This is a genomic window from Diaphorobacter sp. B2A2W2 (assembly GCF_056730635.1).
The window spans coordinates 76123-96945 of sequence record NZ_JBWZOR010000009.1; the positions used below are offsets into that span (position 1 = coordinate 76123).

At 63.5% G+C, this 20823-nt stretch carries 18 protein-coding genes and 2 tRNA genes; 17 read left to right on the plus strand and 3 right to left on the minus strand.

The window, feature by feature from the left end; translation table 11 throughout:
• Positions 1-119 precede the first annotated feature (119 nt).
• The 9 genes from rseP to AC1PPL_RS14700 are packed head-to-tail and all read left to right on the plus strand — an operon-like array spanning position 120 to position 9208.
• Positions 120-1484, plus strand: a complete 1365-nt coding sequence (gene rseP, locus AC1PPL_RS14660; protein WP_479973586.1) for an RIP metalloprotease RseP — start codon at positions 120-122, stop codon at positions 1482-1484.
• A gap of 45 nt (positions 1485-1529) precedes the next feature.
• On the plus strand, positions 1530-3827 hold the full coding sequence (gene bamA / locus AC1PPL_RS14665) for an outer membrane protein assembly factor BamA (RefSeq protein ID WP_015912869.1): 2298 nt from the start codon (positions 1530-1532) through the stop codon (positions 3825-3827).
• Positions 3827-4348, plus strand: a complete 522-nt coding sequence (locus AC1PPL_RS14670; RefSeq protein ID WP_015912870.1) for an OmpH/Skp family outer membrane protein — start codon at positions 3827-3829, stop codon at positions 4346-4348. The genes bamA and AC1PPL_RS14670 overlap by 1 nt, the downstream gene beginning before the upstream one ends.
• 24 nt (positions 4349-4372) lie before the next feature.
• Complete coding sequence (gene lpxD, locus AC1PPL_RS14675; protein WP_123676537.1) at positions 4373-5353, plus strand: UDP-3-O-(3-hydroxymyristoyl)glucosamine N-acyltransferase; 981 nt, start codon at positions 4373-4375, stop codon at positions 5351-5353.
• Between the two features lie 15 nt (positions 5354-5368).
• Positions 5369-5809 carry a 3-hydroxyacyl-ACP dehydratase FabZ gene (fabZ, locus tag AC1PPL_RS14680; RefSeq protein ID WP_011805769.1) on the plus strand — a complete coding sequence of 147 codons (441 nt, stop codon included), beginning with the start codon at positions 5369-5371 and terminating at the stop codon, positions 5807-5809.
• Between the two features lie 17 nt (positions 5810-5826).
• Positions 5827-6618 (plus strand): acyl-ACP--UDP-N-acetylglucosamine O-acyltransferase, encoded by a 792-nt coding sequence (gene lpxA, locus AC1PPL_RS14685; protein ID WP_011805768.1) that lies wholly within the window; start codon positions 5827-5829, stop codon positions 6616-6618.
• Between the two features lie 15 nt (positions 6619-6633).
• Positions 6634-7791 (plus strand): lipid-A-disaccharide synthase, encoded by a 1158-nt coding sequence (lpxB, locus tag AC1PPL_RS14690; protein WP_103738362.1) that lies wholly within the window; start codon positions 6634-6636, stop codon positions 7789-7791.
• Positions 7766-8395: a ribonuclease HII gene (rnhB, locus tag AC1PPL_RS14695; RefSeq protein ID WP_011805766.1), complete on the plus strand. Its 630-nt coding sequence runs from the start codon at positions 7766-7768 to the stop codon at positions 8393-8395. The genes lpxB and rnhB overlap by 26 nt, the downstream gene beginning before the upstream one ends.
• A 30-nt stretch (positions 8396-8425) precedes the next feature.
• A complete protein-coding gene (locus tag AC1PPL_RS14700) occupies positions 8426-9208 on the plus strand; it encodes a TrmH family RNA methyltransferase (RefSeq protein ID WP_135149333.1) in 783 nt (260 codons plus the stop codon).
• A 57-nt stretch (positions 9209-9265) separates the two neighbouring features.
• On the opposite strand, the gene AC1PPL_RS14705 is transcribed toward AC1PPL_RS14700, so the two are convergent.
• The 3 genes from AC1PPL_RS14705 to AC1PPL_RS14715 all read right to left on the minus strand — a co-directional run bounded on the left by AC1PPL_RS14705 (position 9266) and on the right by AC1PPL_RS14715 (position 10106).
• Complete coding sequence (locus AC1PPL_RS14705) at positions 9266-9640, minus strand: hypothetical protein (RefSeq protein WP_015912874.1); 375 nt, start codon at positions 9638-9640, stop codon at positions 9266-9268.
• Between the two features lie 116 nt (positions 9641-9756).
• Positions 9757-9841: transfer RNA gene (locus AC1PPL_RS14710), tRNA-Leu, on the minus strand.
• A 180-nt stretch (positions 9842-10021) separates the two neighbouring features.
• A tRNA-Leu gene (locus AC1PPL_RS14715) sits at positions 10022-10106 on the minus strand.
• A 19-nt stretch (positions 10107-10125) separates the two neighbouring features.
• Between AC1PPL_RS14715 and rnr the strand changes: the two genes are divergently transcribed.
• From rnr to infB, 8 genes are all read left to right on the plus strand, one after another.
• Positions 10126-12420, plus strand: coding sequence for a ribonuclease R (rnr, locus tag AC1PPL_RS14720; protein ID WP_479973587.1), 2295 nt, complete (start codon positions 10126-10128; stop codon positions 12418-12420).
• Between the two features lie 8 nt (positions 12421-12428).
• On the plus strand, positions 12429-13217 hold the full coding sequence (locus AC1PPL_RS14725; RefSeq protein WP_479973588.1) for an SDR family oxidoreductase: 789 nt from the start codon (positions 12429-12431) through the stop codon (positions 13215-13217).
• Positions 13218-13260: 43 nt separating this feature from the next.
• Positions 13261-13947, plus strand: coding sequence for a c-type cytochrome (locus AC1PPL_RS14730; protein WP_479973589.1), 687 nt, complete (start codon positions 13261-13263; stop codon positions 13945-13947).
• Positions 13944-15218: a c-type cytochrome gene (locus AC1PPL_RS14735; RefSeq protein ID WP_287925279.1), complete on the plus strand. Its 1275-nt coding sequence runs from the start codon at positions 13944-13946 to the stop codon at positions 15216-15218. Before AC1PPL_RS14730 ends, AC1PPL_RS14735 begins: the two co-directional genes overlap by 4 nt.
• 10 nt (positions 15219-15228) lie before the next feature.
• Positions 15229-15618, plus strand: coding sequence for a thioredoxin domain-containing protein (locus tag AC1PPL_RS14740; RefSeq protein WP_135149337.1), 390 nt, complete (start codon positions 15229-15231; stop codon positions 15616-15618).
• Positions 15619-15807: 189 nt separating this feature from the next.
• The gene (gene rimP, locus AC1PPL_RS14745; protein WP_479973590.1) at positions 15808-16401 is read left to right on the plus strand and encodes a ribosome maturation factor RimP; all 594 of its coding nucleotides are present in this window, start codon (positions 15808-15810) and stop codon (positions 16399-16401) included.
• 69 nt (positions 16402-16470) lie between these two features.
• Positions 16471-17955, plus strand: coding sequence for a transcription termination factor NusA (gene nusA / locus AC1PPL_RS14750; protein ID WP_015912881.1), 1485 nt, complete (start codon positions 16471-16473; stop codon positions 17953-17955).
• A gap of 24 nt (positions 17956-17979) precedes the next feature.
• Positions 17980-20811 (plus strand): translation initiation factor IF-2, encoded by a 2832-nt coding sequence (gene infB / locus AC1PPL_RS14755; protein ID WP_123676529.1) that lies wholly within the window; start codon positions 17980-17982, stop codon positions 20809-20811.
• Positions 20812-20823 lie beyond the last annotated feature (12 nt).

Genomic DNA, 20823 nt, shown 5'->3' on the forward strand with positions numbered 1-20823 from the left:
GGATGCTCTTAAAAGGTGAGCGTTTTGCGCTTGTCATACAAGGGTTACAGGTGACTTTTATATTCAAACCATTGCTGGATAAGCGCAAGGCGCTCTGATTTTTGTAGGAAACCCCAGGCATGCTGCTGACTGTCGTTGCCTTCATCGTCGCGTTGGGCGTGCTGATCGCCGTGCACGAGTACGGCCATTACCGCGTAGCGGTGGCCTGCGGTGTCAAGGTCCTCCGCTTCTCGGTCGGCTTTGGCAAGCCTTTGCTGCGTTGGCAGCCCAAGGGCTCACCCACGGAATTCGTCATCGGCGCCTTTCCGCTGGGAGGGTACGTGCGCATGCTGGACGAGCGCGAAGCGCCCGTCGAGCCGCATGAACGCCACCTGGCCTTCAATACCCAGCCCCTGCGTTCGCGCGCCGCCATCGTTGCCGCGGGGCCGCTGGCCAATCTACTGCTGGCGGTGTTGTTGTACGCCGCCGTCAACTGGAGCGGCGTGGACGAGCCCAAGGCCTACCTGGCCAGCCCTGTAGCGGGGTCGGTGGCCGAGCAGGCGGGCCTGCGCGGCGGCGAACTGGTGGTGTCGGCCGGGCTGGGTGAGGGCGATTTCGAGCCCGTGCGCTCGTTCGAAGATCTGCGCTGGATGCTCACGCGTGGCGCGCTGGACGGGGAGAACGTGCGGCTGCTGCTGCAGCCAGAGCGCGGAACGACGCCGCGCGAGGTGCTGTTGCGCATAGATCAGCTGGACGTGCGCGAGGCCGATGTGCAGCTGTATCGCCGCATCGGCATCACCGCGCCCTGGACGCGTCCCGTGTTGGGCGAGGTCGTGCCAGGCGGCGCGGCTGCGCGTGCGGGGCTGCGCGCTGGCGATGTGGTTCTGCGCCTGGGCAGTGCGGCGGTGGTGGATGGCGTGCAACTGCGCGAGCTGATACGCGCGTCCGTGCAGGCGGGCCAGCCGCTCACGCAGGTCTGGCGCATCGAGCGCGACGGTCAGCCGCGCGACCTGGAAGTCACGCCCGAAGTGGCGCAGGAGGCGGGCGGCGCCGTGGGACGCGTCGGCGCCTATGTGGGCGCGCCGCCCGAGATGGTGAACGTGCATTACGGCCCCTTGGAAGGGCTCTGGAAAGGCACGGTGCGCACATGGGAGGTGTCGGTCCTCACGCTGCGCATGATGGGCCGCATGGTGATCGGTGAGGCTTCGCTCAAGAACCTCAGCGGGCCGCTGACCATCGCCGATTACGCAGGCCGTTCCGCCAGCATGGGGCTGACCCAGTACCTCAGCTTCCTCGCACTCATCAGCGTGAGCCTGGGAGTGCTGAACCTGCTTCCGCTGCCCGTATTGGATGGTGGGCACCTGATGTATTATCTTTGGGAGGGGGTGACGGGACGGGGCGTGTCCGAAGCCTGGATGGAGCGGCTGCAGCGCACAGGCGTCGCGGTGCTTCTCCTCATGATGTCCATCGCCCTGTTCAACGACCTCACCCGGCTTTTTGGCTAACCTTTTCGCCGCCGTTGCGCTGCACTGTCGGCTCCAGCTTCATCCATGAGAAAACATATCAATCGCCTGGGCGTGCGTACGGCATCCGCCCTCGCAGCCATGGTTTTTGCCTCCCAAGCCGCATGGGCGCTGGCGCCGTTCAAGGTGCAGGACATCCGTGTGGAAGGCCTGCAACGTGTGGAGCCGGGCACCATCTTCGCGTCGTTGCCGCTGCGCGTGGGTGACGAGTACAACGACGACAAGGGTGCAGCAGCCATCCGCGCTCTGTTTGCCCTTGGCCTGTTCAAGGACGTGCGCCTGGAGGCTTCCGGCAACGTGCTGGTGGTGGTGGTGGAAGAGCGCCCGACCATCGCCGACGTGGATTTCGCCGGCACTAAGGAGTTCGACAAGGACACCCTCAAGAAGGCCATGCGCGACGTGGGTTTGACCGAGGGGCGCCCCTTCGACAAGGCCCTGGCCGACCGCGCCGAGCAGGAGCTCAAACGCCAGTACATCAACCGCAGCCTGTACGGCGCGGAGGTGGTGACCACCGTCACGCCGATCGAGCGCAACCGCGTCAACCTCACCTTCACCGTCACCGAGGGCGAGCCCGCCAAGATCAAGGAAATCCGCATCGTCGGCAACAAGGCCTTCAGCGAATCCACGCTCAAGGGGCTGTTCGACCAGGACACGGGCGGCTGGATGAGCTGGTACACCAAATCCAACCGCTATTCGCGCGCCAAGCTCAATGCAGACCTGGAGACGCTGCGCTCGTACTATCTGGCGCGCGGCTTCCTGGAGTTCCGCATCGAGTCCACGCAGGTGGCAATCTCGCCGGACAAGCAGGACATCTCGATCACCGTCAACGTGAACGAAGGCCAGAGCTATGTGGTTTCAGGAGTGAAGTTGGAAGGCAACTACCTGGACCGCGATGACGAGTTCAAGTCGCTCATCACCATCCGCCCTGGCGAGCCCTACAACGCCGACAAGGTGGCCGAAACCACCAAGGCTTTCACTGACCACTTCGGGAACTTCGGCTTCGCCTTCGCGCGTGTGGAGGCCGTGCCCGAGATCGACCGCGAGAACAACCGCGTGGCCCTGGTGCTGCGTGCAGAGCCCTCGCGCCGCGCCTATGTGCGCCGGATCAACGTGAGCGGCAACAACCGCACCCGCGACGAAGTCATCCGCCGCGAATTCCGCCAGTTTGAAGCCTCCTGGTACGACGGCGACAAGATCAAGCTGTCGCGCGACCGCGTGGACCGCCTGGGCTATTTCACTGAGGTGAATGTGGAAACCCAGGAGGTGCCGGGCGCGCCCGACCAGGTGGACCTGGTGGTGAACGTGGCCGAGAAGCCTACGGGATCGCTGCAACTGGGGGCGGGCTTTTCCAGCGCCGAGAAGGTATCGGTGTCGTTTGCCATCAAGCAAGAGAACGTCTTCGGTTCGGGCAACTACCTTGGCGTGGACGTCAACACCAGCAAATACCGTCGCACGCTGGTGTTCTCCACCACCGATCCATACTTCACGCAGGATGGCATCTCCCGTACCTTCGACGTGTACTACCGCACGGCCAAGCCCTATGAAGACCAGGGCGGCAACTATGAGCTGGTCACCGCGGGCACCAGTGTGCGCTTGGGCGTACCCTTCAGCGAGACCGACACCGTGTTCTTCGGGGGGGGAGTGGAGCAGACGCGCATCAAGGCCGGTACCAATATCCCCGCCGCCTACCTCGCCTATGCGCAGCAGTTTGGTGAAACCAGCCTATCAGTGCCGCTCACCATTGGCTGGTCGCGCGATGACCGTGACAGTGCGTTGGCACCGAACTCCGGGCGGTACCAGCGCCTGAACTCCGAATGGTCCGTGGCCGGCGATGCGCGCTATGTGCGAGCCAACTACCAATACCAGCAGTACATTCCCTTGAACAAGCAGTTCACCATCGCCTTCAACGGCGAGTTGGGCTTAGGCAAGGGCATGAATGGCCGTCCCTTCCCGGTGTTCAAGAATTTCTACTCCGGCGGCCTGGGCTCGGTGCGCGGCTTCGACCAGGGCACACTGGGTCCGCGGGACGTGACCGGTGCGTCGCTGGGCGGCCCCAAGAAGATCACGCTGAATGCCGAGCTCATCGCGCCGTTCCCCGGCGCCGGCAACGACCGCACGCTGCGCTGGTTCACTTTCGTGGACGCGGGCAACGTGTACGGCGAGGATGAGAGCTGGGAGCTGGGCGACATGCGCGTCTCGGCTGGTCTGGGCCTGAGCTGGATTTCCCCGCTGGGCCCGCTACGTATCGCCATCGCGCAACCGGTGCGCAAGTTCGCCGGCGATAAAATCCAGAAACTGCAATTCCAGATCGGAACGTCTTTCTAATGAAATCCCTTTCCCGCCACATTCCCCTGGTCGTCCTGTTGGGCTCCCTGGCTGCCGCCGTGCCTGCACAGGCACAGGAGTTCAGGGCCGGCTTTGTGAATACCGACCGCATCTTCCGCGAAGCCAACACCGCCAAGGCGGCGCAGGCCAAGCTGGAGCAGGAGTTCTCCCGCCGGGAGAAAGAACTGGTGGACATGGGCAATTCGCTCAAGTCCGCCACCGAGAAGTTCGAGCGTGAGGCGCCCACGATGGCCGAGAGCCAGCGCACTGCACGGCAACGCCAGTTGGTGGACCAGGACCGCGAATTCCAGCGCAAGCGCCGCGAATTCCAGGAGGACCTGGGCGCGCGCAAGAACGAGGAACTGGGCCAGGTGCTCGAGCGCGCGAACCGCGTCGTCAAGCAGGTGGCCGAGCAGGAGAAGTACGACGTGATCCTGCAGGAGGCCGTCTACATCAATCCCAAGCACGACATCACCGACAAGGTGATTAAGGCGATGAACGCTGCCAACGGCGGCAAGTAAAGCACCGGCACGGGACAGTAGCGCGTGAGCTTGCGACTCGGGCAGATCGTCGATGCACTTGGGGGCAGCCTGGAAGGAGGGGAGAGGGATACCGAAATCCTCCGCATCGCCCCGCTGGAATCCTCCGGCCCGGGCGACCTGTCCTTCCTGAGCAATCCGCGCTACCAGTCACAACTGGCCGCCTCCCAGGCGGCCTGTGTCATTGTGGCCCCCGCGATGCGCAATGCAGCCTTGGAGCGCGGCGCTTGCATCGTTGTGGAGCAGCCCTACACGTACTTTGCACACGTGACGCAGCTGTGGGTGCGCGCGCATGGCCAAGGTGCGCCTGCGGGCATCCACCCGAGCGCCGTAGTCGATCCGCAAGCCCAGGTGGCCTCGACAGCCTCGATCGGTCCCCTGTGCGTGGTCGAGCGCGGCGCAGTGATTGGAGCGCACACGGTGCTCAAGTCGCGGGTGACGGTCGGCGAGCGTTGCACGGTTGGCGAGCGCTGCATCCTGCACCCTGGCGTGGTCATCGGGGCCGACGGCTTCGGCTTTGCGCAGCAGCGCGGCGAATGGATCAAGATTGAGCAACTGGGCGCGGTGCGCATCGGCAACGATGTGGAGATCGGTGCGAACACCTGCATTGACCGCGGAGCGCTCGACGACACGGTCATCGAAGACGGCGTCAAGCTCGACAACCTGATCCAGATTGCGCACAACGTGCACATTGGCCGCCACACCGCCATGGCGGGCTGTTCCGCGGTGGCGGGCAGTACCCGCATCGGCGCACACTGCACGATTGCAGGGGCCGCGTCCATCGTGGGGCACCTGCAGTTGGCGGACAATGTGCACATCTCCACCAACACGGTGGTGACGCACTCGATCACGCAACCGGGGCAGTACACCGGGGTGTTTCCCATGGACGACAATGCGAAGTGGGAAAAGAACGCGGCCACGCTGCGGCAGTTGTACCGGCTGCGTGAACGCATCAAGGCTCTCGAACAAACACGAAAAGACGGCTAGGCCGCTCACAGAAAAATGATGGATATCCACCAAATTCTCAAACTCCTGCCCCACCGCTATCCGTTCCTGCTGGTGGATCGGGTGAATGAGCTCGAACGCGGCAAGCGCATCCTGGCCATCAAGAACGTGACCATCAACGAGCCGTTTTTCACGGGGCACTTCCCCGCACGCCCGGTGATGCCGGGGGTGTTGATTCTCGAAGCACTCGCGCAGGCGGCGGGCTTGCTGTCGTTCGACATGATGGGTGAGGCGCCGGGCGACGACAAGGTCTTTTACTTCGTCGGTATCGATGGTGCGCGCTTCAAGCGCCCCGTGGAGCCAGGCGATCAGCTCATCCTCGACGTGGAACTGGACCGCATCAAGGGCGGCATCTACAAGTTCAAGGGCGTCGCGCGCGTGGGCGACAGCGTCGCGTGCGAGGCCGAGATCATGTGCACCATGCGCACGGTGGCCTGACAGGCCGAGGATTTCGCTTGGCGCCCAACATCCATTCCACGGCCCTCGTTGATGCGGCCGCGCAGTTGGACCCTACTGTTACGGTGGGGCCGTATGCGGTTATCGGCCCCCACGTGCAAATCGGCGCGCGCACGTCGATTGGCGCGCACTGCGTGATCGAGGGCCATACGCGCATTGGCGAAGACAACCGCATCTTCCAGTTCAGTTCGCTGGGAGCAGCTCCGCAGGACAAGAAATACGCGGGAGAGCCCACGCGTTTGGAGATCGGCCACCGCAACACGATCCGCGAGTTCTGCACCTTCAACGTCGGCACCGTGCAGGACCGGGGCGTCACCACCATCGGGGACGACAACTGGATCATGGCCTATGTGCACATCGCGCACGACTGCGTGGTGGGCAACCAGACCATCCTGGCCAACAACGCCACGCTGGCCGGACATGTGCAGGTGGGTGACCAGGCCATCATCGGCGGCTTGACCGGCGTGCACCAGTTTTCACGCATCGGCGCCCACGTCATGGCGGGCTTTGCCAGCCGCATCTCGCAAGATGTTCCGCCCTTCATGATGGTGGACGGCAATCCGCTGGCCGTGCGCGGGCTGAACCTGGAAGGGCTGCGCCGGAGGGGTTTTTCCGCGCAGCGCATGGCGGGCATCAAGCAGGCCTACCGCCTGCTGTACCGCCAGGGCCTCACGCTGGAGGCCGCGCTGTCGGCCATGGCCGACGTGCCGCATTCGCATCCCGAGGCGGAAGGCGATATCGCCCTGCTGCGTGATTTCGTGATCGCGTCGCAGCGCGGTATCGCGCGCTGAGACGCCACTGGCGCCATGGTGGCTGAGTCTCCCCGCGTCGCAATGGTGGCTGGCGAAACCTCCGGCGACCTGCTGGCCGGCCTGCTACTGGACGGCCTGCGTGCGCGGTGGCCCGCCGTGGCCAGTATGGGCATCGGCGGGCCGCGCATGCAGGAGCGGGGCTTTCAGGCCTGGTGGCCCAGCGAACGGCTGGCCGTGCACGGCTACAGCGTCGAGCTGGTGCGGCGCCTGCTGGGCATTCTGCGGATCCGCCGGCAGCTGCGTGCCAGATTGCTGGCGGACAAGCCCGACGTCTTCATCGGCGTGGATGCGCCCGATTTCAACCTGGGATTGGAGGCGGATCTGCGTGCCGCGGGCATAAAGACGGTGCACTTCGTCTGCCCTTCGATCTGGGCGTGGCGCGCCGATCGGGTCGAGAAGATTCGTGCCAGCGCGGACCATGTCCTGTGCATCTTTCCGTTTGAACCGGAACTGCTCGCGCGCCAGGGCGTCGCCGCCACCTATGTCGGCCACCCATTGGCCAGTGTCATCCCCCGGGTGCCCGACAAGGCGGCTGCGCGCGCACAGCTGGGCCTGGCGGTACACGATGAAGTGCTGGCCATCCTGCCGGGCAGTCGCTCGGCAGAGGTGGCCTACATTGCCAAGCCGTTCTTTCAGGCTGCAGCGCTTATCAAAAAAGCGCGACCAGCTATAAAAATAGTAGTACCCGCGGTGCCGGCCCTGAGGGCTCGTATCGAGCAGATCGCGCGCGAATGCGGGGTGCTGGATGCGCTGACCATCGTCACGGGCCAATCGCACTCGGTGCTCGCGGCCTGCGACGTGACGCTGATTGCCAGTGGCACCGCCACGCTGGAGGCCGCACTGTTCAAGCGGCCGATGGTCATCTCCTACCACATGCATCCGATCAGTTGGCGCCTCATGCGCCGCAAGCAGTTGCAGCCCTGGGTGGGCTTGCCCAACATCCTGTGCAGGGAGTTCGTGGTGCCCGAGCTGTTGCAGGACGCCGCCACGCCCGACGCACTGGCCACCGCGGTCCAGGACTGGCTGGACGCGCGGTTGCAGGATCCGGCCCGTATCCAACGGCTGGAACAGCGCTTCACGGCATTGCACGACGATCTGCAGCGCGATACCCCGCGACTGGCTGCCCATGCGATCCAGAACCTCCTTGCTTGAACAGGCCGCCCTGGACTGGCATCCGCCCGGCCTCGTCGCCGGCGTGGATGAGGCCGGGCGTGGGCCGTTGGCCGGCCCCGTGGTGGCGGCTGCGGTGATCCTGGACGACCTGCAGCCCATCGCTGGCCTGGCCGACTCCAAGGTGCTTACGGCCGCACGGCGCGAGAAGCTCTACGACGAGATCCGCGCTAAGGCGCTGTGCTGCAGCATTGCGGAAGCATCGGTGGAGGAGATCGATCAACACAACATCCTGCAAGCCACGATGCTGGCCATGCGCCGTGCGGTGCTGGGGCTGCGGCTGAAGCCGGTGCGGGTGTTGGTGGATGGCAATCGCTTGCCGCCGCTGGACGTTCCAGCGGAGGCCATCGTCAAGGGCGATGCGCTGGTCGCATCGATCTCAGCCGCCTCCATCCTTGCCAAGGTCACGCGCGACCGCTGGTGCGCGCAATTGCACCAGCAATACCCGGTGTATGGCTTTGCCGGCCATAAGGGCTACGGCACGGCAGAGCACCTGGCCGCGCTGGAAGTGCATGGGGCCTGTCCCCAGCACCGGCGCTCGTTCGCGCCGGTGGCGCGCGCCTTGCAGGCGCCCGTCGCCGCCTGAGTCAGATCGCTATCCCCCTTTGCGTTTCCTATGCACGCCACGCCTGCTTTCATCCAATCGCGCGACAACGCACTGCTCAAGGAGTTGCGCCGCCTGTCGCAGGACAGTTCCGCATACCGCAAGCAGGGCCGTGTGTGGCTGGAGGGAGATCATCTGTGCAGCGCTGCGCTGGCGCGTGGACAAAAGCCAGCGGTAGCGGTGTTCTCGGAGTCATTTTGGCCCCAAGCGCCTGCTGAATATGCGCGAGCGGCTATAAAAAATGTAGTGATCGCTGATGCGCTCTGGAGTGACATCAGCGCTCTGGAGTCTCCGGCGCCCATGGGGTTTGTGTTGCCGCTGCCTGAAGCGGAGGGGTTGGACGGCAGGATGCCGACTGTCGTGCTCGACCGCCTGCAGGATGCGGGTAACGTGGGCTCCATCCTGCGCAGCGCATCGGCATTCGGGTTCACGCAAGTGGCGGCGCTGAAAGGCACCGCTGCGCTCTGGAGTGGCAAGGTGCTGCGCGCGGGCATGGGCGCCCATTTCGCCTTGCGGCTGGTCGAGGGGTTGGCGCCCGCAGACATCGACCGGCTGGAGGTCCCGTTGCTGGCAACCAGCTCGCACGAGGGCGACTTCCTCCATCGCGCAGCCTTGCCCTGGCCGTGTGGCTGGATCATGGGCCACGAAGGGCAGGGCGTCTCGCCCGCCCTGCAGCAGCGTGCGAGGCGCCACATCCGCATTGCGCAGCCCGGGGGCGAGGAGTCGCTCAACGTGGGGGCCGCCGCGGCCATCTGCCTCCATGCCAGCGCTGCGGCGCGCGACTCGGCTGGCTGAGGCGTTCACGGCCCTGGCCGCACGTCCGCCGGCGGTAGGGCGAATCGGTGGGAGAGCCTACTCAGTGCCCGCGAGACAGGGCACATTGATGTCGCGCGCGAACAGCCGGCAATTGATCGAGTGGCTTGCTTCCACGCCGGCGTTGCGGTTGCGTTGGAATGCCGCCAGCTTGTTCTCTTCGTAGCGCGGATGGGGCGGCGCGCCTTCGGGGCGGTCCAGGCTCTCGGCCCACACGGACGCATGGCACAGGCTCTTGCCTTCGCAGGCATTGGCCGCGGCGCGCTGCACATAGGCGCGGTTGCCCGCCTTGTCGGTCGGCACCATCACATACACATGATGGCCATACCGGCCGATCACGGCATCTTGGGCCAGGGCATGTGGGGCGCTCAGTGTGAGCAATAGTCCCAGCAGGGCGAAAGTGGGTCGCTTCATGATTCTCCTCCGGTAATGTTTATTGTGTGGCTCGCTGCGCCAGCAGTGAATCTCGGGCCTGCAGGGGCGTTACAAACAAAAAAGCCGCTGAAAAATCAGCGGCTTTTGCTTGTCTTTGGTGCCCAGGAGAGGACTCGAACCTCCACGATGTTACTCGCTAGTACCTGAAACTAGTGCGTCTACCAATTCCGCCACCTGGGCATTTCAGGGAAGCTCAGATTATAGGAGCCTTTTTGTTCGCTTGAACGGCATTTCCAAAAATTTTATGTGTCCCTCGCGCTGCTCCAACACGCCCACATTGTTGAGACGCGGGTAACAAAAAAGGCCACTTCAAATGAAGCGGCCTTTGCTGTCAGAACCCTGGCGGGTTCTCGTTAAACTTGGTGCCCAGGAGAGGACTCGAACCTCCACGATGTTACTCGCTAGTACCTGAAACTAGTGCGTCTACCAATTCCGCCACCTGGGCATTTCAGGAAAGTCATAGATTGTATATCAAAAAAAATCACTCTGAATCATCCGTCGCCAAAGTTTCACTGGACGAGATCGAAGGCACCGTCCAGGGACACCGCGACGGGCATGGCTTCGTCCTGCGCGATGACGGCCAGCCTGACATCTACCTTCCTGCCAATGAGATGCGGGCGGTATTGCACAAGGACCGGGTGCGCGTGCGCATCGCGCGCCAGGACCGGCGCGGCCGGCCTGAAGGCCGCGTGGTTGAGATTCTGGAGCGCCCGCCCCAACCCATCATCGGTCGCCTTCTTCAGGAGAGCGGTGTCTGGCTGGTCGCCCCTGAGGACAAACGGTACGGCCAGGACGTGCTGATTCCCAAGGGTGCCACGGGGGCTGCTGCGACGGGACAGGTCGTGGTGGTGGAACTGACCGAGCCGCCGGCTTTGTTTGGGCAACCCGTGGGGCGGGTGGTCGAAGTGCTGGGGGAGGTAGACGACCCCGGGATGGAGGTGGAAATTGCCGTGCGCAAATACGGGGTTCCGCACGAATTCTCCGAAGCGTGCCTTGACCAGGCGAAGGCGCTGCCGGACAAGGTGCGCGCTCAGGACAAGCGTCGACGCGTGGATCTGACAGATGTCCCCCTGGTCACCATCGATGGTGAAGACGCGCGCGACTTCGACGACGCGGTGTATTGCGAGCCCGCCAAGATCGGGCGCGCCAAGGGGTGGCGCCTGCTCGTGGCCATCGCGGACGTGAGCCACTATGTGGAGACGGGCAATGCCATCGATATTGACGCCTACGACCGGGCGACCAGCGTTTATTTCCCGCGGCGCGTTATCCCCATGCTGCCGGAGAAGCTCTCCAACGGGCTGTGCTCGCTGAACCCCCATGTCGAGCGCCTGTGCATGGTGTGCGACATGATGGTTACCGCCAAGGGTGAAATTCACGCCTATCAGTTCTATCCTGCGGTCATGCTCAGCCACGCGCGGCTTACCTATACCGAGGTGGCTGCGGTGCTGGCCAATACGCGCGGCCCGGAAGCGCTGAAGCATCAAGAGCGCGTGGGCAACCTGCTCAACCTCTACGAGGTCTACCGCGCATTGCTGGCCGCGCGGCAGGCGCGCGGCGCCGTGGACTTCGAGACGACCGAGACGCAAATCGTCTGTGATGACAATGGCCGTATCGAGAAAATTGTCCCGCGTGTACGCACCGAGGCGCACCGCCTGATTGAGGAGGCGATGCTCGCCGCCAACGTCTGCAGCGCCGATTTCATCGGTCATGCCGGCCGGGCGGGGCTGTATCGCGTTCATGAGGGGCCTACGCCGGAGAAGCAAGAGATCCTGCGTGCATATCTCAAAGCCATGGGTGTTGGCATGTCGATCGGGGACGATCCGCGGCCGGCAGAATTCCAGGCGATTGCCGAGGCCACCAAGGACCGGGTGGATGAGCAGCAGATCCACACCATGCTGCTGCGTTCGATGCAGCAGGCGATCTACACGCCTGTCAACAGCGGTCACTTCGGTTTGGCATTCGAAGCCTATACACACTTCACCAGTCCTATTCGCCGCTACCCGGATCTGCTGGTGCATCGCGTGATCAAGTCCATCTTGAGCGGCACCAAATATGTGCTGCCCGCGCTGCCGACGCCGGGGGAGGCTCAGTTCAAGCTGGCCAAGCGTCTGGCTTCCAAGGGCGGGGAATCCTCTGCACGCCCTTCCAAGACGGGTGGCGTTATCAGCGTCCGGGAGACGCAGGCGTGGGAGGCCGCGGGACTGCACTGCAGTGCGAACGAACGCCGTGCGGACGAGGCCAGTCGTGACGTGGAAGCATGGCTCAAGTGCCAGTACATGCGTGAGCATCTGGGTGAGGAGTACAGCGGTGTCGTCAGCGCGGTGACGAGCTTCGGCATCTTCGTGACGCTTGATGCCCTCTATGTGGAAGGGCTGGTGCACATCACGGAACTGGGTGGGGAGTACTTTAAGTTCGATGAGGCGCGGCAAGAACTGCGGGGGGAGCGCACGGGTATCCGCTATGCGATTGGTGCACGCGTGCGTGTTCAGGTCAGCCGCGTCGACCTCGATGGCCGCAAGATCGACTTCCGGCTGGTGCACGAAGCCGGCGAAGGTTTCTCCACCAAAGGCCCCAAGTCCAGGGATGGCGCGAAACGCGGTTCCTCGGCAGCGGCCTTGGATGGTCGATCCGCCTCGGTGCCCACGGCCCGGGAAAGCAGAGAGGAGGGGAGCCGGCGACGCCCGCATAAGCAGGCCTTGGCCGGCAAAAAAGCGGCAGGTGGCAAGAACCCTTCTAAGGGCCGCAAATCCCGCGGTTGAGTAGATTGATGGGTAAGAAGGACAGGAGACAAGCGTCGCATATGGTTAAAGCATCGAAGGTGGCCATCGTTACGGGGGCTGGGTCAGGGATTGGCAAGGCGGCGGCTTTGGCGCTGCTGCGCGATGGATGGAGCGTTGTTCTCGCTGGGCGGCGTGAGTCGCTATTGCAGGATGTCGCGGGCGAATCAGAGGGTGGGGTGCGTGCGCTCGCCGTTCCCACCGATGTGTCCGACCCCGCTGCGGTGCGCACGCTGTTTGACCGGGCTGTGCTTCAGTTCGGGCGCGTGGATCTGCTGTTTAACAATGCGGGCGTGAGTGCTCCCGCTGTGCCGATGGAGGATCTGGCGGTGGAGCAGTGGCGGCAGGTGGTCGACGTCAACCTCAATGGCATGTTCTTTTGCATGCAGAACGCTTTTCGGGTCATGAAGACGCAGTCGCCACGGGGGGGGCGCATCATCAATAACGGCTCGATTTCAGCGCACGCCCCGCGGCCCAACTCCATCGCCTACACCGCCACCAAGCATGCGGTGATGGGCCTGACAAAGACAGCGGCTCTCGATGGGCGCAAGTACGATATTGCGGTGGGACAAATCGATGTCGGGAACGCCCAGACCGAGCTGGCCCAGCGCATGACGCAGGGCGTGCAACAGGCCAATGGCCAGATTGCGGCGGAACCTCTGATGGACGTGGACATCGTGGGGCAGTCCGTGCTTTACATGGCCAATCTTCCGCTGGAGGCCAATGTGTTGTTCCATACCGTCATGGCGACCAAAATGCCTTTTGTCGGGCGTGGCTGAGAAATTCATACGCCCCTTGCTGCGCGCGGCAGGGGCGCTGTGCATGCTGCTCGCTGCCTCGGTGGCCGCCGCGCCGGCCGTGGATATGGCGCCGCGTGTGCAGGCCTGCACCGCGTGCCATGGCAAGCAGGGGCGTGCCACTCCTGACGGTTATTTCCCTCGCATCGCGGGAAAACCGGCGGGATATCTGCACAACCAACTGCTCAATTTCCGTGATGGCCGGCGCAGCTATCCGCAGATGGCGTACTTGCTGCAGCATCTGACGGACGACTATCTACGGGAGATGGCGGACTACTTCGCAAGACTGGACCTGCCCTATGCGCCACCGGTAGCTGCAGCTGTATCAGCAGCCACACTGGCGCAGGGAGAGAGGCTTGTGCGGTGGGGGGATGCGAGCCGCCAATTGCCGGCCTGCGTGCAGTGCCATGGCGATGCTCTGGCGGGCGTCGCGCCTTTCATTCCAGGGTTGCTGGGACTGTCTCGCGATTATGTGAGCGCCCAGTTGGGGGCCTGGCAGACCGGTCTGCGGCGCGCCCATGCGCCAGATTGCATGGCGCGCATCGCCGGCAAACTGACCGCTGACGATGTAAGTTCCATCGCGGCGTGGCTGTCCTCCCGTCCTGTTCCCTCAAGGTTCACACCGGCGCCGGCATTCAACGCGCCGCTGCCAATACCTTGTGGCGGCATGGGTTCTCCGCCGTTGCAGGCTGGCGCGGAGCAGGTGCAATGAGTGCTTGGCGCAAAAGGCTTGCGACGGCGGGGCTTTCCGTGGCGCTGGTTGCGGGAGGGATCTGGGTATTGAACCGGGTGGATGAGGCTCCGCTGCCGCACGCCGAACGCGTGACCACCACGGCCTCTCTCGACATTGCCAGAGGCCGGTACTTGGCACGTGCTGGTAACTGCCTCGCCTGCCACACCCGACAAGGAGGCGTGGCATTCGCAGGGGGCCGTGGGATAGAGACGCCTTTTGGCGTGATTTACGCCCCCAACCTGACACCCGACCGGGAAACGGGTATCGGAGCGTGGTCTGCATCGGAATTCTGGCGTGCCCTGCACAATGGCCGTTCGCGCGATGGCAGGCTGCTTTCGCCGGCCTTTCCTTATCCCAGCTATACGCGCATCACCCGTGAAGACTCGGATGCCATCTTTGCCTTCTTGCAAAGCTTGCCGCCGGTGGTGCAACCCAGCGTGCCGTCGCGCATGCGCTTCCCGTTCAATACCCAAGCGGCATTGGCAGTGTGGCGAGCGTTGTATTTTCGGCCTGGTGTATTCGAGCCCGTACCGTCCCGCTCTGCGGAATGGAATCGAGGCGCCTATCTCGTGCAGGGGCTCGGGCACTGTGCTGCATGCCATTCGCCGCGCAACGCGATGGGGGCGGTATCTACAGACGGGCGTTTGAGCGGGGGGATGGCGGCAGGCTGGTACGCCCCAGCGCTCAACACCTCGAATGAAGGAGGTGTGGCGGAATGGCCCAGGCAGGATGTGGTCATGCTCCTGGGGGCGGGGCGCTCACCCCGGGCCGCGGTATCCGGCCCCATGGCGGAGGTGGTCTACCACAGCCTTCAGTATTTGAGCGATGCCGATCTGCAAGCGATGGCGGACTATCTGCAAGCGCTGCCGCCAACGGACAAGGTCGCCGCGCCTCGGCGGCCCCCTTCACCTGCGTCGATGCAGCGTGGGCGGGCCACGTACGAGCGTCAATGCGTGCAGTGCCATGGAGGCGAGGGCCAGGGCGATCCTGAGGCCTTTCCTCCGCTGGCAGGCAACCGGGCGGTGATGCTGGAAAATCCTGTCAATCTGGTGCATATGGTGCTGCGGGGCGGGTATCTGCCAGCCACCGGCGGTAATCCGCAACCCCATGGCATGCCGCCATTCCTGCAGCGTTTGAGTGACGCAGAAGTGGCGGATGTGCTTTCATATATTCGCAACGCCTGGGGTAATGCGGCTTCCAGGGTCGATACGATCGATGTCCATCGGGCCCGTGAGGGGCGTGATTCTTAAGGAACTTCTCATGGGCTCCGAAGCCTTTTTGCCGGATGCTGCTTCACATGCCAGCGCAACGCCGCAGTGGTGGGTTGTGTGCCTGTGCGCACAATGGTGCGGTGTATGCCGTGAATACCGTCAAGCCTTCGAGCAAACTGCGCGCGCTTGGCCGCAAATGCGCTTTGAATGGGTGGATGTGGAGGATGAGGAAGAAGTGGTCGGCGACCTGGATGTAGAGACTTTTCCTACAGTCTTGATTGCCGATGGGAGGGCTGCACGGTTTCTGGGGCCCCTATTGCCTCAGGCCACAGTGTTGGGACGCATGCTTCAAAGCTTGCAGCAGGCTTCCCAAGTAGCCACGATGGACAGCGCTGCGCAGGACCTTTTTGAAAGAATACGGTCAAGCCGCCAGGGTTGATTCCCGCCCGAATGCAAGATACGTGCCTTTGATCTTTGCAGGTGGCTCACATATTGGCTACAATACTGGCTTCACGACCAAAACGGGCGGGTACTTACCGCCCTTTTTTTTTGGGCGTTTGATTTTGGTTTTTGCAGCCTTGCCGGCCCCGGCGGGGCCATCACTTGGAATTGGATAGAGCGCACGCACGTGGCATTGCAGCAAATCGTTGAACAAACCGTGGCCGGGCTGGGCTATGACCTGGTGGAGATTGAGCGCTCCGCCGGAGGGTTGCTGCGCATTACCATCGACCTGGTTTGGGTGCCGCCCACGGATGAGGTGTCCGCTGCCGTAGGCGTCGAGCAATTCATTACCGTAGAGGATTGTGAAAAGGTCACCCGTCAGTTGCAGTTCGCGCTGGAGGTGGAAGGGGTGGACTACACGCGGTTGGAAGTCTCATCTCCTGGGATCGACCGCTTGTTGCGCAACGAGGCGGACTTCAAGCGTTTCGAGGGCGAGGTGATCGACATCACCCTCAAGCAGCCCATGGGCGCTGCGGCGGGAGGGCAAGTGCATGCCAACCGCAAGAAATTCCGGGGAGCACTCGAGCGTGCCGATTCGGGCGGTTGGCAGATTGTCTGGAGCGATGAGCCGCCCGTGAAGCCGGGGCAGCGCATCAGCAAGAAGCGCGTGCCAGCGCCTTTGCAGGCCCTTGGTTTCACTTTGGATGAGTTGCGCGAGGCGCGGCTTGCGCCGATCGTGGATTTCAAAGGACGAGGGACCAAGCCTGGGGAGCCGGGCTGAAGGTTGCATAACCGGACTGTCCTCTGAGCGGGCAGTTCGTCAGGAATTGAGAAACAGGAGAGCCGTCGCATGAATCGCGAGTTGTTGATGTTGGTAGAAGCCATTTCGCGCGAAAAGAACGTGGAGCGCGATGTGGTCCTGGGCGCTGTGGAGTCTGCTCTGGCACAGGCCACGAAGAAGCTCTACCAGGGTGAAGTGGACATCCGCGTGTCGATTGATCGCGACAGCGGCGAATACGAGACTTTCCGTCGTTGGCTGGTGGTGCCCGACGATGCCGGATTGCAGAACCCCGACGCCGAAGAGCTGCTGATGGATGCCCGCGAACGGGTGGCCGATATCGAGGTGGGGGAGTACATCGAAGAAGCCGTCGAGTCGGTACCGATCGGCCGCATCGGGGCCATGGCGGCCAAGCAGGTGATCCTGCAGAAGATCCGCGATGCCGAACGCGAGATGCTGCTCAACGATTTCATGTCACGCGGCGAGAAAATTTTCACCGGCACGGTGAAACGCATGGACAAGGGCGACATCATCGTCGAGAGCGGCCGGGTGGAAGGGCGCCTGCGTCGCGGCGAGATGATCCCGAAGGAAAACCTGCGCAATGGGGATCGTGTGCGCGCCATGATCATGGAGGTGGACCTCACGCTGCGCGGAGCGCCCATCATCCTCTCGCGCTCCGCGCCGGAGTTCATGATCGAGTTGTTCCGCAACGAGGTACCCGAGATCGAGCAGGGCCTGCTGGAGATCAAAAGCTGTGCACGTGACCCCGGCAGCCGCGCGAAGATCGCTGTGCTCAGCCATGACAAGCGCGTGGACCCCATCGGCACCTGCGTTGGCGTGCGCGGAACGCGTGTGAATGCCGTGACCAACGAACTGGCGGGGGAGCGCGTGGACATCGTGCTGTGGTCCGACGACCCCGCGCAGTTCGTGATCGGCGCGCTTGCTCCGGCCAACGTGACTTCCATCGTGGTCGACGAAGAGAAGCACGCCATGGACGTCGTGGTGGATGAGGAAAACCTCGCCATCGCCATCGGGCGCGGCGGCCAGAACGTGCGCCTGGCGTCCGACCTCACGGGCTGGAAGATCAACATCATGGATGCGGCCGAATCCGCGCAGAAGCAGGCCAATGAAACCGATGCTGCGCGTCGCCTGTTCATGGAGAAGCTGGATGTGGATGAGGAGATCGCCAACATCCTGATCGAGGAGGGCTTTGCCAGCCTCGAGGAAGTGGCCTATGTGCCGCTGCAGGAGATGCTGGAGATCGAGAGCTTCGACGAGGACACGGTGAACGAGCTGCGCGCACGCGCTAAGGATGCGCTGCTCACCATGGAAATCGTTCGTGAAGAAAGCGTGGAAAGCGTATCGCAAGACCTGCGTGACCTCGAAGGTCTAACGCCCGAACTGATCGCCAAGTTGGCGGAAGGCGGCGTGCATACGCGTGACGACCTGGCCGATTTGGCCATTGACGAACTGACCGAGCTGACCGGCCAGTCTGCCGAAGATGCGACCGCCTTGATCATGAAGGCGCGCGAGCACTGGTTCACGGGGCAAGAGTAAGGGTCAGGGAGGTTCGAACACAATATGTCGAGTAACACTGTTGCTGAGTTCGCTGCAGAGCTCAAGAAATCGCCTGAAACCTTGCTGGACCAACTGAAGTCCGCCGGTGTGGTCAAGGCGTCGCCGTCGGACGTTCTAAACGAAGCCGACAAGCAAAAGCTGCTGGCCCACCTGCAGGCCAGTCATGGCACTGCTGGGGGTGACCGCAAAAAGATCACCCTGGTCAAGAAGTCCACCAGCGAGATCAAGCAGGCCGACGCTTCTGGCAAGGCACGCACGATCCAGGTCGAAGTGCGTAAGAAGCGTACTTTCATCAAGCGTGACGACAGTGTCGACGCGCCTTCCGATGCGGCTGAATCCGCTCCTTCGGCGGAGGATCTCGAGCTCGTGCGCCGCGAGGAAGAGGCGCGCCGTCAGGCAGAGCTGATTCGCCGCCAGGAGGAAGAGTTGGCCTTGACACGCCGCGAGCGTGAAGAGCGCGAGCGCCGCGAGCGCGAAGCCGAAGAACGCGCTGCCGCCTATGCCGCCCAGCAGGCGGAAAAGAAGGCGCAGGAGTCTGCGGAGCGTGCCGAGGCGCAGCGCGAAGCTGCCGTGGAGGCCGAAGAACGTGCGAAGGCACAGGCCGATGCCCGGGCAAAGGCCGATGAAGAATCCAAGGCACGTGCGGCGGAAGAAACCGCACGTGCGGCCGACCTTGACGAGCGCCGCCGCAAGGCGCTTGCCGAGGCCGAGGCCATTCGCGCAATGATGGCTGCCCCCAAGAAGGTGCTCGTGGCGAAGAAACCCGAGGAACCCAAGCCTGCCGCCAAGGCGGGAGCTTCCGGGGATGCCAAGAAGGGTACGCTGCACAAACCCGCCACCGGTTCCGGCACGGGCGCGCGCACCGCTGCGCCATCGGCGCCAGGCGGGGCGGGCAAGGAGGTCAAGTCGGCCAAGCTGTCGTCCAGCTGGGCCAACGACACGACCAAGAAGAAGGAAATCAAGACCCGCGGCGACAGCAGTGGCGGCGTGGGGCGCAACAACTGGCGTGGCGGCCCCCGCGGCCGCCGCGGCAATGACCGCGACGACCAGCGCCAGCAGCAGGCAGCCACAGAGTTCCGCGTGCTCGAGGTCTATGTGCCCGAGACCATCACCGTGGCCGAGTTGGCGCACAAGATGGCCATCAAGGCTTCCGAAGTGATCAAGTCGCTCATGAAGATGGGCCAGATGGTCACCATCAACCAGCCGCTGGACCAGGACACCGCCATGATCGTGGTGGAGGAAATGGGCCACACCGCGAAGGTGGCCGCTCTGGATGATCCGGAAGCCTTCACCGCCGAGGAAGTGTCCAGCCAGGATGCCGAACAACTGTCCCGCGCCCCCGTGGTGACGGTGATGGGCCACGTGGACCACGGCAAGACCTCGCTGCTGGACTACATCCGGCGCAGCAAGGTAGCCTCTGGCGAAGCTGGCGGCATTACCCAGCACATCGGCGCCTACCATGTGGAGACGCCACGCGGCATCGTCACGTTCCTGGACACGCCGGGCCACGAGGCCTTCACGGCCATGCGTGCGCGCGGCGCCCAGGCCACCGATATCGTGATTCTGGTGTGTGCGGCAGACGACGGCGTGATGCCCCAGACCAAGGAAGCCATCAAGCACGCGAAGGCGGCTGGTGTTCCCATCGTGGTGGCGCTTACCAAGGCAGACAAGCCCGAGGCCAACATCGAGCGCGTCAAGCAGGAACTGGTGGGCGAGCAGGTGGTGCCTGAGGAATACGGCGGCGATTCGCCGTTCGTGGCCGTGTCGTCCAAGACGGGCATGGGCATCGATGCTCTGCTGGAGCAGGTGCTGCTCCAGGCCGAGGTGCTGGAACTCAAGGCTCCCGTCGATGCGGCTGCCAAGGGTATCGTCATCGAGGCCCAACTGGACAAGGGCCGCGGGTCCGTGGCCACCGTGCTGGTGCAGTCCGGTACGCTCAAGGTGGGCGATGTGGTGCTGGCAGGCCAGACTTTCGGCCGCGTGCGCGCCATGCTGGACGAAGACGGCAAGCAGACCAAGGAAGCGGGCCCGTCCATCCCGGTGGAGATCCAAGGCCTGAACGAAGTGCCCCAGGCGGGCGACGACTTCATGGTGCTGCAGGACGAACGCCGCGCCCGCGAGATCGCGACGTACCGCGCTGGCAAGTTCCGCAACACCAAGCTGGCCAAGCAGCAAGCTGCCAAGCTGGAGAACATGTTTGCCGAGATGGGGGCGGGCGAGGTACAGACCCTGCCGCTGATCATCAAGGCGGACGTGCAGGGCTCCCAGGAGGCGCTGGCGGCTTCGCTGCTCAAGCTCTCCACCGAAGAGATCCGCGTGCAGATCGTGTACTCCGGTGTGGGCGGCATCAGCGAGTCGGACGTCAACCTGGCGATCGCCTCCAAGGCCATCGTCATTGGCTTCAACGTGCGCGCCGATGCGCAGGCCCGCAAGACGGCCGAAGGCAACGACGTGGACATCCGCTACTACAACATCATCTACGACGCCGTGGATGAAGTGAAGGCAGCGATGTCCGGCATGCTGGCGCCCGAACAGCGCGAGGAAGCCATCGGCACGGCCGAGATCCGTACCGTGTTCGTGGCCTCCAAGATCGGTACCGTGGCGGGTTCGTACATCACGTCGGGCCAGGTCACGCGCAACTGCAAGTTCCGCCTGCTGCGCGACAACATCGTCATCTACACGGGCGATGTGGAATCGGTGCGCCGCATGAAGGACGACGTCAAGGAAGTCAAGGAAGGCTTCGAGTGCGGTATCAAGCTCAAGAACTACAACGACATCAAGGAAGGTGATCAGCTGGAGTTCTTCGAGATCAAGGAAATCGCACGCACGCTGTAAGGTCTGCACGAC